Genomic DNA, 13,547 nt, shown 5'->3' with positions numbered 1-13,547 from the left:
GCCAAAAAGGCCACCACGAGAAATTTCTCGTGATGGCCTTTTACTTTACTTAAGCTCTAAGGGGTCACCGGCCACATCAATGGTCAGTGGGTCCCCACTGATTAACTTAAAGTGCGAGCCATCCGCGTGAACGCTGACCTCGATCAGCCGTCCCCGGAAGACCTGCCGAAACGTGTAGCTCGTCCAGGTCTTTGGTAAGAATGGCGCGTAATGCAACTGTCCATGGCGGACCCGCATTCCAGCGAAGCCTTGGACCACCGCAATCCAACCACCGGTCATGGCCGTAATGTGCAAGCCATCCGTCGTGTCGTTGTTGTAGTTGTCGAGATCCAACCGTGCCGTCCGTGAATAGAGTTCAACGGCCTTGTCTTCATAGTGCAGGTCAGCGGCCAGTACCGCGTGAATCGCGGGTGACAGGCTGGATTCATGAACCGTCAATGGTTCATAGAAGTCGAAGTTGGCCTTCTTCTGTTCTGGCGTGTAGTCATCAATAAAGTCCCAAATACCTTGCAGCACATCCCCTTGCTTGATGTAGGGCGACCTGAGGATCTTATCCCAAGACCAATGTTGGTTGATTGGTCGTTGGTCGGCCGGAATGGCACTGACGGGTTCAATGTCCTTATCCAGAAAGCCATCGTGTTGCACAAAGATATTGAGATCCTTGTCGTAGGGCAGATACATCCGCTTAACAATGTCGTGCCATTGGGCCCGTTCAGCGTCAGAGACGGCTAAGCTCTTGGCCGTGGCCGAATCGACCTGGTCCAAAATGCCCAGCGTGTACTTTAACGTCCACTGAGCCAGCATGTTAGTGTCCCAGTTGTTATCCACGTTATTTTCGTATTCATCGGCACCGGTCACCCCGTGGATCATGTAGGCTTGATTTCGCTTGCTAAAGTGGACCCGGTCGGCCCAGAACCGTGAAATCTCGGTCAAGACCTTGGCTCCTTCGTGCAGCACGTAACTGGTGTCCCCGGTGTAACGGGTGTAGTTGTAAATGGCAAACGCAATGTCCCCGTTACGGTGAATTTCTTCAAAGGTAATCTCCCATTCGTTATGGCATTCGATCCCGTCGAACGTCACCATTGGGAAGAGGGCCCCGTTCAAACCTTGTTGTTGGGCATTGACATAAGCCCCATCCAGTTGTTTGTAACGATACATCAACAGATTACGCGTGACCTCAGGGTTCGTAATCCCCAGATAAACGGGAATCGCAAAGGCTTCGGTGTCCCAGTAGGTGGCCCCACCGTACTTTTCACCGGTAAATCCCTTGGGTCCAATGTTCAACCGTGAGTCTTCCCCATAGTAGGTAGAGAATAACTGAAAGAGATTGAAGCGAATTCCTTGTTGCGATTCGTCATCGCCCTCAATGATCACGTCGGACTTTTCCCAACGTTGGGCCCAAATGGCCGTGTGGTCGGCCAGCAGAGCGGCGTAGCTCTCGTTGGCAACCCGGTCGCTCAGTGCATGCATGGCTGAGGTCAACTTGGCCTGATCGGCATAATCTCTGGAGGTGACAACAATCACGCGTTTTTCCAGCTCGACGCTGGCATTTGCCGCCAAATGACCGGTATAAGCCGTCATAACTTCCTTGGCATTCGGTTGGGTGATGGCCACATTGGTTAGGTCGGTGACCACGCGCATCTCCATCCCCGAGGTGAACTGCGGCGTACCAAAAGGATTGGGCGTCGTCTTGGCAACCACACTCCCCCGGTCGGTGGCCTGTTCGGTGTCAAGAACGTCCCAGAAACGTTCGTCGTAGTTGGCCTCCTCGTTCTTAACATCGGCATCGATACTAGGCTTCACGGTCACGTCGATCGCCTCAGCCCCCAAATTCTTCACGCTAACCCGTTGGACCGCCAATTGACGTTGGCTAACGCTCAAGAACCGTTCAAATTTGAAGGCGACCCGCACGGTCCCCCGTTCTAACGTAAAGGACCGGGTTAACACCGCTCGCTTCATATCGAGATCAAGGGTAAAGTCACTAATGTCATCTTGGGCTAAGTCGAGTGGCGTCCCATTAACCTCAATGGGTTCCTTGATGAAGTTAACGGCATTAACCACCTTGCCGAAATATTTAGGGTAGCCATTCTTCCACCAACCGACCCGGGTCTTATCGGGATACCAGACGCCACCGAGGTAGATGCCTTGGAGCGAATCACCGCTGTAGCCCTCTTCAAAGTTGCCCCGCATCCCCATATACTCATTACCGAGGCTGGTCATTGACTCCTGGAGCCGTTTGTCTTTGGGATCAAAGGTATGGGTAATGACATGCCACGGCTGAACATCAAAAATTCTTTTCATGATCGTAAGTCTCCTTCAATTAATTGACGATGACCGACCGTTCATTCCGCCAGCCGGAACATCCAAATTCAAGTACGTTAGCTTTCCGCTAAGCCTTATAAGTTTCCTTGATCGACCCAACTGACAGCGCCCCGATGACCATGATCAGGCCGGCCAAGAGGAACATATTGACTTGCCGTCCACCCAGTAATGGGTACAGTGAGAAACTAGCCAATGAGGCCACGATTTGTGGCAGGCAGATGGACCCGTTAAACAAGCCGAGGTAAGTCCCCATGTGGGCCCCAGACAAAGCGTTTGTGACCATCGTTAGCGGGTAAGTATTCATCGCTGCCCAGGCAATTCCCACCAGGACAAAGGACAGGATCAACAGGTTCTTGTCGTGGATGAAGAAGACCGAAATGAATCCAAGGGCTCCTAAGCCCAAGCTCCCAGCATAACCAAGCTTATGTAATCGGTTAGGCAACTTGGCTAACGCATAGGACCAGACAACGGCAGCAATTGATTGAACGGCGGCTAAAACCCCGTACCAGTTTGCGGCCGTTTGGTAGGCATGCGAAGCTGGATCGGTGGTATGCCAAACGTTTAAGGCAATCGCCCCAACGGAGTAAGTCCACAGATATTGGAAGGCCACCCAGCAGAAGAATTGAACCAAGGTCACCGTCCAGAAGACCTTAGGCGCGGACTTCAGCAGTGTCCACCAGTTGCCACCGGAAGTGTTATCTTCCTTATCAATCCCATGGTAGAGTGCGTAAGTATCGGGATCGTATTCTTTAACGCGAAAAATCGTAAATAGACTGGTAATGATGAGTAAGGCGGCCCCCACATAGAAGGCGACCTTAACCGTATCGGGCACCACACCTCGAGCAGCCGTGTTGCGAATGCTCATTAAGGCAAAGAGGAATGGCAACACGGCCGCCACGACGGCCCCAGTGTTGGACAGGAAACTTTGAATCCCGTACGCATAGCTCTTCTGATCGTCGTTAACCATGTCCCCCACCATCATCTTAAAAGGTTGCATGGCAACGTTTGAGGACAGGTCCAAGAACGCCACGGTAACCGCTCCAAACAGTAGCGCCGCCACTGAGGCATAACCGAAGCCCAAACTTCCAGAGTTGGGTAAGAGGAACATGACAATGACGGCAATAATCGTTCCTAGTAAGAGGTACGGCAGCCGCCGACCACCGAACTTCGGTGCCCAGGTCCGGTCAGAATAATACCCCACGATCGGTTGAACCACTAGTCCAGCCAATGGTGGCAAGATAAAGAACCATCCCAAACTGTTCGGGTCAGCCCCGAGAGTTTGAAAGATCCGACTCATTTGTGAACTTTGCAGGGTGAACGCGGTTTGCACCCCTAAGAAACCAAAATTAATCATCCAAATTGTGCTAGCAGGTAGCTTCGGTAGCCGATTATGGGCCTTGGCCGCTGCAGCAGAAGACGCTTCTGCCATAACGAAAACCTCCTCAATCTCATTTAATCATACTTGCAATCACGTGATGACCTGAAGTTATTATGACACCGCTTACATTTTAATGCAACCGTTTGCGCAAAATTTTTCCTCAACAGAAACTTTCGCCATTTAGCTTCGCATTTCCCCTGATAGCACACAAAACGCCCGGCACCAAAGGGCCACCGAGCGTTCACTAAGTCTATTTATTTAATTTCATACGGAATACTGATTTGTCCCGGTGTATCGGTTCTCAACGGCTCCCGGTCGGCGAATAACAATTTAACCGTGGCCGCACCCATTTTTTCTGGAAATAAATTGACCGAATGGAGATCTGCGTCGGATAATCCGGCTGGTAACGACTGATTAAAGCTGACAATTGGAAAATGACTGACCGCGTACTCTTCGCGGAACAAACGGTAAAATTCAATGCCATTAAAATCATCAGTTGCCATGATGCCATCGATCGCCGGATGTTGCCGCACGAATCGCTGGACACGATCCAAATCCCCAAGCCGACAAGTTAGTGGCGCGACATTAAAATTAGCGGCGACCCGTTCATATCCCTGGCGCCGTTGCCGTTCGTAGGCCCACTCGTGCTCCGACTCAACAAACACGGGATGCTTCACCTGTAATTGGTCCAGCAGGTAACTCGCGCCACCGATTCCCGCCTCGAGATTGTCATTATCCACAAACATGTCCTGAGGACTGTCGACCGGCTGGCCAATCGTCACGAACCGGAGATGATGGTCACGAAGAAACGCCGCAATAGGGTCATCCTGGTGGGCATAGAACAGGACGAATCGCTTAATCTTCCCCTGGACCACCATCGATTTCACATTCGTTAACAGGTCGGCGGCCGTCTTGCTGATGGCGACCGACAAGACATAGTGTCGTTGAACCAACTCGGTATTAATACCACGTAACAGGTCAATGAAGAAGGGGTTCTCCGGCAGGCTCAATTCGGCGTTTGGAAAGACGACCCCGACCGCATTGGCTTCGCCGGCCGTTAAATTTTTAGCGTTGTAGTTAGGCAAATAGCCCTCGGCGGCAGCCAACTTTTGAATTCGGTCCCGAGTTGCCTGACTGATACGGGGATTATTATTTAAAGCCCGTGAGGCCGTAGAGACCGACACACCAGCCTTGGCCGCAATATCACGGATTGTTAACATTTTGAATGGCTCCTTCTGCACTGAAACGGCATTATTGACACAGATCTTACCATACAAACGGTTGCTTTGAAAATCTTTATAGAAAACGCTTTATTTTACGTCACACCAATTAAAAATGGACCTGGACACCGGTCACAGATCCACTGATTTATTGATTTTAGGGCACAACCCTTGCGGCTAAGCCTGCTTGTCATGATGGGTCGTCAACCCACTCGTCGGGTTAACCGGCAGCGTCGTGACAAACCGACTTCCCGTGGGCTGATTGTCATTGACCACAATTGTGCCATGATGCAGCGACACAATCCAACTGGCAATGGACAGGCCCAGACCATTCCCCCCAGTCTGGCGACTCCGAGAAGAATCCACCCGGTAGAACCGATCGAAGATGCGGCGGCGATCATTCGCACTGATGCCAATCCCCTGATCGGCCACCGTCAATTGCCACTTACGGCCGATACTGGTCGCACTCACGGTAATCGTACTGTCCGCTGGTGAATACTTCAGCGCATTATCAATCAAAATATTCATCAATTGATGAATCAAGTTTTGATCCAATGTGGCCTTAAACTTAGCGACGGGCTCCAGCTTCAAGGTCTTACCTTGACTGGCCGCAATCTCAGCATACGGTTCAATGGTCCGCACCAAGAAAGCCGACACATCGGTGGTCTCAAAGTTCGTCTGTACCGTGTTGGAATCCGAACGAGCCAAGGCCAAGAGGTCGTGCGTCAGCTTCTGTAGTCTTTGGCTCTCGCTGTTGGCAATCGCAATATTCTCGGCCTGATCGATGATTCGATCGTTAGGCCTGGTTAACAACAATTCCAGTTTGTTTTGAATGATCGTCAACGGCGTCCGCAACTCATGAGCAGCGTTACCCACAAATTCGGTTTGCCGTCCCCAAGACTTTAGAATCGGTCGCATTGTCAGCCGCGACATCCAGACACTCATCAAGATAGAAAGGAGCCAGAAGACCCCCATCGTAATTAAAATAACTCGTTTAAAACTTTTCATCGCCGATTTTTGCGGATCGATATTTTCCATGATCAACAGGTAGCGCCCAGCCACCGACTTATCCGCGTTACTCTTCGGCACTTTCACCAAGAGCGTCCGGAAGTTATATTTGCCACCAACCTGAATGGAGTGTAATCGTCCAAGTTCACTCTTATCCAAAACAATATCTTTCAAGGTTTCATAACGGGACCCCAACTGGTCTTTGTTCAACAACTTACCGTCCGTGTTATACATCAAGGTAGTCGTCATGAAGGGATGAATGGACTTGCCCTTCATCTGGAACGCGTGGCCCCCGGTCAGCGGCCGAACTTGCCGAGGCGGCCCCGCCAACCGGGCATCTCGTTCCACCCGCAACGCTTGATCGGTACTGGTCAGCATGGCGCGCCGAAACAAAACAAACACGATGACCCCCAGAACCATGAAGATCACCGAGAAACCGATCAGATTATTGAAAAACAGGCGCCACTGTTGGGCCCGATTAACTTTATTGCTCATTTGGGGCCTCCACAATGTATCCTGCGTTGCGGATCGTCCGCAGGGAAAGGTCACTACCGACGTGCTTGAGCTCCTTTCGTAGGTTACTCATATAGACCTCAACCACGGACAGACTGGTTTCCGAATCAAATCCCCATAGCCGATTGAAGATTTGCTCCTTCGTAATAATCGTTCCCGGATTGGCGACCAGATAGGCGAGCAGATCAAACTCCCGCCCCTTAAGCGTCAATGGCTCACCGTCAAAGCTAGCTATATGCTTGCTGGTGTTGATTTCCAGCTGTCCGAGAGTAATCACATCGGTACTATTCAAGTGCCCGGTCCGTTTCAATAAGGCCTTCATCCGGGCAAGTAACTCTTCGCGGTGAAAAGGCTTCGTGACATAGTCATCGGCCCCATCATTGAACCCCCGCAACTTGTCGGCAATCGTATCCTTAGCGGTCAAAATTAAAACCGGCGTCTTAAGCCCCTGATTGCGGATGTGAAGGAGCAGGTCTAACCCACTCTCGCCGGGCAACATTAAGTCTAAAATGATGGCATCAAAGACGCCTTGGCTTGCTAAAAATTCGCCCTGCTCGCCATCGAAGGCGGTCGTAGGGTCACTGATTGGTTTGATTAATTCGACAATGTCCGCGGATAATTCGCGTTCATCCTCCACGACTAATACTTTGGCAGTGGCACTCAACGGGCATTCCTCCTTTATAATGATTAACTAGAATTATAGTCTAAATCATTAACGATAACGCAACCTTAAGTCAATTAAAGAACGATTCGCTAACTTTTTTTGAAGATTGAAGGCTCACCGCCGAGTTTTCGGAATTATTGGGGTAAACTTTGATCAAAGTCGTCTGCATGTTATCCTATTAAGGTCAGACATCTTGTTCGTCAACAACGGAGGGGTTTTATGAAGCAGCATCAACCAAAACAGCGATCCACGCGGGTGAGTCGCTGGGTGTACTTGGGGGCATTCCTAATCCCGCTAATCATCATGTGTGCCGTCTTTTTCCACTTAAAAATTACGCCGTTTGGCAAGAATAGTCCACTCTTTAGCGACATGGGTGCCCAGTACATTCCGATCTTGGAAAATCTGCGGACGACCCTCATGAGTGGTCATTTTCACTTGTTTTCGTTTTCTTTAGGTACAGGTAGCGGCCTAATCCCGCTCATGGCCTACTACATGATCAGCCCCTTTAACCTGATCGTCCTGCTCTTCTCCGCCGCTAAATTACCAATGGCCGTGACCTGGATTCTCATTCTAAAAATCAGCACCATCGGTCTCACTATGGCCATCTTCCTGCGCAATGCCTTCACCCGTAGTGGTTGGTCCCTTCTCCTATTCTCAACCGCCTTTAGTCTCTGTGGCTTCGTAGCAATGTACTTCTACGACCTGATGTGGCTGGATTCCTTAATCTGGTTACCACTGGTGGTCCTAGGCATGCACCGAATCGTTAGTCGCCACCATTATGGGTTGTATACCGTGAGTTTAACGGCAACCATTCTATCAAACTATTACATGGGCTATATGACCTGCATCTTCTCGGTCATCTATTTTATCTATTTAATCATTGAACAACAGCCCAACGAGACTCCCTTTAAGACCGTCTGCAAGATTCACTGGCCGGCGGTCCGTCAATTCTTGATCGGGTCATTACTAGCCGGCGGGATGAGCATGGTCATTCTCATCCCAACCGCCCATGGCATGTTGCTCACGGGTAAGAGTAACTTTTTTATTAACAATTACCTGCCGACACCAACCTTCGGGACGGAGGTTTTGGCGCAATTCGGTTTAGGTGGGGGGACTTATGCCACCCATCTATATCACGCACCCAGCTTGTTCATGGGCACCTTGATGTTTCTCTTGCTCATCGTGTTCTTCGTCTCACCCAAGGTTGCGGCAATTGAAAAGCGTCGTGCCATGTGGGTCTTGGCAATCATGGGCCTAGGACTACTAATCATGCTCTTCAATACCATCTGGCACATGTTCCAACAACCCGCCGGTTTTCCCTTCCGCAACGTCTACTTCTTCACGTTCTTGGCACTGGTGACGGCCTACCGGGCTTGGCAGACCCATCCCGCACAGACCATGAACGATCCGCAGAAGGTCCTGGCACTGGTCTGGGGGATTGGCCTCTATGCTATTGGCTACCTCTCCGCACAAATCATCCCACGGATCTGGCACTATGCCCAACCGAGTTTAAACAGTGAGCTCTACCTCCACAGTCAACCCGCCTTCCACCTATTTTGGGTCTCCCTCGGGCTGTTACTACTCAACACCATGTTGCTGTTCGTTAGTGAATGGCGACCAATCCGCATTGCCCTCATGGGCATCGTCATTGCCGGTGAACTTGGCGCGAACTTCACGATTGCCACCCACGGGATGGAAACCGGCTCACAAGCTAAGTTTGAACGTGACTTCAACCGTGAAACGGCTACCCTGGCTAAGCTTGGTGCGACAAAAGTCACGCCTAACCTAGCGCGAGTCGACTTCCTCCATTCCGACATTGGGCAGGCCTATCAAGGTGCTTACGCCCACTACAACGATCCGGTACTCTTCAACTATGCCGGAACTAGTTCATACAGCTCCACCCTGATTGAACAGGCCCGGGTCTTTCAAGCGGACTTGGGCTATCTCAGTCCCAATGCCCGCCGGATCAGTGCTCAAGGTTACACGCATTTGAGTGATACCTTACTAGGGCTCAAATACCGACTGTATGCCACCCAGCCCCAATCGGCCAACAAACTTAACACCTATGCCGGACTGGGCTTCGCGGTTAGCAACGACCTTGCCAACCTACAACTCACAGATGGCAATCCGATCATCAATCAACAACACGTTTTGGCCGCCCTAGGTGGCCAGGCCCAAACGCTATCGCCCGCCAAGGTCCTTAACGTTAAAACCCGCCGGGCAACCGTCGAAGACCTCAATAATATCCCTAGCCACACCCCGATGCCAGGACCGCGCTACATTCAAACGTTTACGATTCGGGCAACGGCAACGGGGATGCTCCATGCCTATTCGCCTTCCAACACCATGATCTATTCCAGCCTGCGCCTTGATAACCACGCGGCCAAGCCATTCGTAAACGGTGATGGCAGTCGCTACATGGTCAAGCTGGGCCAACATCAGATGGGTGATACCATCCGGATCAGCTACATTACCCTAGAACCAGCAGCCGGCTACAGTAACCAATTTGTTTCGATGAACGAGGCACAATACCTCAAACTCGTCGCCAAGCTTAAGCAACAACGATTACACTTCACTAAGAAGAGTGGCGTTAGCTGGCTTAGTGGTCATGTCACCGGATCGCGAGAACGGCCCTGGCTATACCTGTCCATTCCGGATACACCGGGCTGGACGGCAACTGTCAACGGCCGACCAGCCAAGATTCGGTCCATGATGCATGCCGAAACAACCACCCCACTCCAGAAGAACTACCCGGGAATGATCGGGGTTCGGCTACAACCGGGGCGGAACCACGTGACCTTTAGCTACCAAGCACCAGGACTGAAGCTTGGCGCCGTGATTAGTGCGATTAGTGCCGTTATCTTCGCTGGTCTCTGGCTGGCAACCGAGTGGCGCCACCCCCGCAAAAGCCTGTTACAGGCGGCACGAAAATACTAGGCTTAAGTGATCTAGGGCCATCGGGAAGCCTTCCCGACCAACACCGCCCGACGCCACATAAATTGAGAGTTCAACATAAATGGCTATCTCTACAACGAAAGGCGACGTGCCAATCCGGAAAAATCGGATTGACACGTCGCCTTTACTCGATTAAGTTTAGTTAACCTGCGGAACACCTTAAGCTATCGCATCGGTCGCGATTGCCTAAGCGCTCTTCATTTCATCCTTCTCACGCTGTGACTCTTTTTCGACCCGATTCATTGTCCACCGTAACAGGAACGGTGCCAGCAACGTGGCAAGAATGATCGCCGCCACAATGGCCGAGTAACGCATAGCAGACATCAACTTGGCTTGAAACCCAATTTGGGCAATGATTAGCGCCATTTCCCCCCGCGAGACCATACCGGCGCCAACGGCCATTGAACTCGACCAGGAGAAGCCCGCCATCTTGGCCCCTAGTCCGGCACCAAACTGCTTGGTTAGGACCGCAACCACCGTCAAGATCACGATGAACCAAACTTGATGACCCAAACCTTTGAAACTCATGTTAAGCCCAATGCTAACGAAGAAAACCGGAATGAATAACGCATAGCCAATCGGTTCAATGTGATGGTCCACCGTTTCTCTAGCAGTCGTTTGTGAAATCGCAATCCCAGCAAAGAATGCCCCAACCACATTACTTAGGCCAACCAATTCAGCCACATACGCCATGCCAAAGCACAGGATGATGGCCATCAAGGTTGAACCCATAGGAATCATTAACTTTTCACCGATCTTGGCCATGTAAGGCGCCACCCACCGAACCACAAAGTAAATCGCGGCGAAGTAGATGATCTGCTCAATTGTGGTGATGAAGAGATTAGAAGAACCCGTGTCGCCAACCGCCGTCCCGGTCGTGCTAACCAGCACACTCAGGATAACCACGGCCAACACATCGTCAACCACCGCTGCCCCTAGGATGGTCGTTCCTTCGCGACTACTCAGGGCATTCATTTCCTTTAAGACTTCAACGGAGATTGAGACGGAAGTTGCCGCAAAGATCACGCTGATGAAGAGGCTCTCCACGAAGGGCAACTGGTAGGCCCGGGCAACAATGTAACTACCGGCCACCGGCACCAAGACCCCCAACGCCGCAACGAGGACACTCGGCTTGAGGTACCGTTTCAGCAATTGCAGGTCACTCTCTAATCCCGCAATAAACATCAGAATAATGACCCCAATTTCCGCAAAGCTATCCAGCTCATGCGTCAGATGCAGCCAACCTAAGATGGCCGGACCCATAATGACCCCGACTAACAGTTGACCGATCACGGCAGGAATCCCGATCCGGGTACAATAGTGACCGACAATTGTCGTCACCAATAAAATTAAGGTTAAATCCTTTAATAGTTCCACAAGTGTCCTCCTTACGCAGAAAAAAAGCGACTGCTCAAAATTGGCCCCCCCAACCCAAGGAGGACGCCATTCTTGAAAGCTGTCGCTTCAACCAACGTTCGTTTATTTAACTAGTATTATACGGTAGCGCCCTTCAAAGCGCAATGACCACGCTCGGTCACCTGGAAATTTGGAAATTCACCAAATCAGAACTACTCCTAATTCATTAATCGTGTTAAACTAGTATCGATTGTGAGGTGACACAAATGAAATGGTTAGCAAGAAATATCGTGGTCGTTGTGTGGGCCTTCATCTTCGGTGAAGTCCTGGGCTTCATTACCTCGACCCTTTCACAGATGAACTACAACTGGGTAACAGTTGGTGTCGTTTCCGCCGTTGGTGGGTTTATTGCCATTAATGGTTTCGAGTTACTTGGGGACAAGAGTCAGCAACAAGCTCAGCCGGTTGCCACTGACAAGTAGCGGCTGTCACTTGGTCTGTTTAACCCATAACTCACACAAATGTTTCTTTTAGCGACTAGATGGCAGCGCTTACGAAGAAGCGCCGATCGAGTCACTTTTTTGGTCGCACTACATAAAAAACAAGCCTAAACCATAACGGTTTAGGCTTGTTTTTTACGTTTCTTCCGCCCGAATTTGATTCTTAATATCATTCATTTCGCGATCAAGTTGGTTGACTAGCTTGGCTTTTTTGCGGAGCTCAGCCTGTAACTCGGCCTGATGCTGCACGGGCTTTTTATAATTTAGTTCATGTTCTAGCGAGGCCCAGAAATTCATGGCAATCGTGCGGATTTGCACCTCAACCGTCACGGCCTGCATCCCCGCAGCGAGATAGACGGGGACCGCCAAAATCAAATGCAGGCTCCGGTAACCATTCCCTTTCGGATGATTAACGTAATCCTTACGCTTAATAATTTTGATATCTGGTTGTTGGGCTAGACGCCGTTCCATCGTGATGATATCGTCCTCAAACCGGACGATCAGGCGGATCCCAGCAATGTCGTGCATGGCCGCCGGCAACGTGGTCAGATTAACATCTAAATGCTTCCGTTGGGCCTTTTCCAAAATACTTTCAGGCGACTTGATTCGGGATTGCTGGCTATCCACTAAGCTATGGCCATGCTCAATCTGATATTCTTCGTCCAGATACCTAATCTTAGTCTGCACAACTTCAACCGCACTGTTATACATCAGCATCAACTGTCGAAACTGATCGAGCGCTTCCAGAGCCGCGGGATCGGTAGGGATCTGCACGGGTAAATTTTCGTTTGCCATATTGGCCTCCTTACTAGGCCGCTTTCACATGCCATTGACGAATCGCTGGCACCAACCACCATAGTAAGATTAAGTTTACCAGTAACGACAACGCAGTAAAAGTGAAGACCCCACTGTAGTTGAACCAATTGGCGATAAAACCGCCCAGCATCGCGCCCAACATGCTGCCCAGGGCTTGAAACGACTGATTCCAACTGAAGACGGTGCCTGTCAAAGACTGCGGAGAATTCTTGGTTAGTAACGTTTGAACCGCCGGGAACAGGGCCCCATCGGAAACACCGATCATGAATCGTAAAATCCCTAACAACCAGACACTACTGACGAACCCTTGAGGGAAGTACATCAAGACCGCAAAAATATAACCGAATACCAAGACCCGACGTGTCCCGTGGCGGTCACCATATTCACCCAACTTGGGCGCCGCCAACAAGGTCGACAGGCCTGGCAAGGCCGCAATGATCCCGGCCACCAACGTTACCGGTCCAGTACCATGCATCAACTGCCGCACGTAAAGACTGATAATTGGCGTAATCGAATTATTCCCCATTTGAATAATCATAGTTGAAACCAGCAGAATAATAATCAGCTTAGGACTCTTGAGCTGCGACAACCAACTCCCGGCCTGAGCCTGTTTTGCGGCACTAATTGGCGTGAAGTGCTCATGAACCAACGTGCCACTCAGCACAAATACAATCCCCAAGAAAATAGCCGTGAGCATAAAGGTCCAGCGAATCGAGAACACCTGCGCCAAAATCCCGCCTAGCACCGGTCCAATCAGATTGCCACTCACATAGCCCGTGGTCAAAATTCCCAAGGCATTGCCACTTTTTTTCTTT

The 13,547-nt window shown here is 50.6% G+C and carries 10 protein-coding genes; 2 read left to right on the top strand and 8 right to left on the bottom strand.

What is annotated here, in order from left to right:
• Positions 1-45: 45 nt before the first annotated feature.
• From LSE01S_RS05230 to LSE01S_RS05210, 5 genes are all read right to left on the bottom strand, one after another.
• Positions 46-2,301, bottom strand: a complete 2,256-nt coding sequence (locus tag LSE01S_RS05230; protein ID WP_061776577.1) for a glycoside hydrolase family 65 protein — start codon at positions 2,299-2,301, stop codon at positions 46-48.
• An 88-nt stretch (positions 2,302-2,389) separates the two neighbouring features.
• A complete protein-coding gene (locus LSE01S_RS05225; RefSeq protein ID WP_061776576.1) occupies positions 2,390-3,751 on the bottom strand; it encodes an SLC45 family MFS transporter in 1,362 nt (453 codons plus the stop codon).
• 203 nt (positions 3,752-3,954) lie between these two features.
• Positions 3,955-4,920, bottom strand: a complete 966-nt coding sequence (locus LSE01S_RS05220; protein WP_061776575.1) for a LacI family DNA-binding transcriptional regulator — start codon at positions 4,918-4,920, stop codon at positions 3,955-3,957.
• A 177-nt stretch (positions 4,921-5,097) separates the two neighbouring features.
• Positions 5,098-6,423 carry a HAMP domain-containing sensor histidine kinase gene (locus LSE01S_RS05215; RefSeq protein WP_061776574.1) on the bottom strand — a complete coding sequence of 442 codons (1,326 nt, stop codon included), beginning with the start codon at positions 6,421-6,423 and terminating at the stop codon, positions 5,098-5,100.
• Entirely contained in the window at positions 6,413-7,105 is a 693-nt protein-coding gene (locus LSE01S_RS05210; RefSeq protein WP_061776573.1) for a response regulator transcription factor, read from the bottom strand. The genes LSE01S_RS05215 and LSE01S_RS05210 overlap by 11 nt, the downstream gene beginning before the upstream one ends.
• Positions 7,106-7,324: 219 nt before the next feature.
• On the opposite strand from LSE01S_RS05210, the gene LSE01S_RS05205 reads away from it, so the two are divergent.
• Entirely contained in the window at positions 7,325-10,042 is a 2,718-nt protein-coding gene (locus tag LSE01S_RS05205) for a YfhO family protein (protein WP_061776572.1), read from the top strand.
• 204 nt (positions 10,043-10,246) lie between these two features.
• Here the strand turns inward: LSE01S_RS05205 and LSE01S_RS05200 are convergent, their stop codons facing one another.
• Positions 10,247-11,437: a cation:proton antiporter gene (locus tag LSE01S_RS05200; RefSeq protein WP_061776571.1), complete on the bottom strand. Its 1,191-nt coding sequence runs from the start codon at positions 11,435-11,437 to the stop codon at positions 10,247-10,249.
• A 245-nt stretch (positions 11,438-11,682) separates the two neighbouring features.
• Here LSE01S_RS05200 and LSE01S_RS05195 point away from each other — a divergent pair, with 245 nt between their 5' ends.
• On the top strand, positions 11,683-11,898 hold the full coding sequence (locus LSE01S_RS05195; protein WP_061776570.1) for a YjzD family protein: 216 nt from the start codon (positions 11,683-11,685) through the stop codon (positions 11,896-11,898).
• A 153-nt stretch (positions 11,899-12,051) separates the two neighbouring features.
• Here LSE01S_RS05195 and LSE01S_RS05190 read toward each other — a convergent pair whose 3' ends face one another.
• Both LSE01S_RS05190 and LSE01S_RS05185 read right to left on the bottom strand, forming a co-directional pair.
• Positions 12,052-12,711: a GTP pyrophosphokinase gene (locus tag LSE01S_RS05190; protein WP_061776569.1), complete on the bottom strand. Its 660-nt coding sequence runs from the start codon at positions 12,709-12,711 to the stop codon at positions 12,052-12,054.
• 13 nt (positions 12,712-12,724) lie between these two features.
• Positions 12,725-13,547: MFS transporter (locus LSE01S_RS05185; protein WP_061776568.1), on the bottom strand; the 823-nt coding region annotated here is incomplete at its 5' end.

The organism is Levilactobacillus senmaizukei DSM 21775 = NBRC 103853 (assembly GCF_001592085.1).
In the GTDB taxonomy this organism is placed as follows: Bacteria; Bacillota; Bacilli; order Lactobacillales; family Lactobacillaceae; genus Levilactobacillus; species Levilactobacillus senmaizukei.
Note: the sequence above shows the minus strand (reverse complement) of the source record. Positions and strands in the feature narration are given on the sequence as shown.

Bases quoted from the DNA above. Each gene is read 5' to 3' on its own strand.
- LSE01S_RS05230 (WP_061776577.1), bottom strand. From the start codon at position 2,301: ATGAAAAGAATTTTTGATGTTCAGCCGTGGCATGTCATTACCCATACC.
- LSE01S_RS05225 (WP_061776576.1), bottom strand. From the start codon at position 3,751: ATGGCAGAAGCGTCTTCTGCTGCAGCGGCCAAGGCCCATAATCGGCTA.
- LSE01S_RS05220 (WP_061776575.1), bottom strand. From the start codon at position 4,920: ATGTTAACAATCCGTGATATTGCGGCCAAGGCTGGTGTGTCGGTCTCT.
- LSE01S_RS05215 (WP_061776574.1), bottom strand. From the start codon at position 6,423: ATGAGCAATAAAGTTAATCGGGCCCAACAGTGGCGCCTGTTTTTCAAT.
- LSE01S_RS05205 (WP_061776572.1), top strand. From the start codon at position 7,325: ATGAAGCAGCATCAACCAAAACAGCGATCCACGCGGGTGAGTCGCTGG.
- LSE01S_RS05195 (WP_061776570.1), top strand. From the start codon at position 11,683: ATGAAATGGTTAGCAAGAAATATCGTGGTCGTTGTGTGGGCCTTCATC.
- LSE01S_RS05190 (WP_061776569.1), bottom strand. From the start codon at position 12,711: ATGGCAAACGAAAATTTACCCGTGCAGATCCCTACCGATCCCGCGGCT.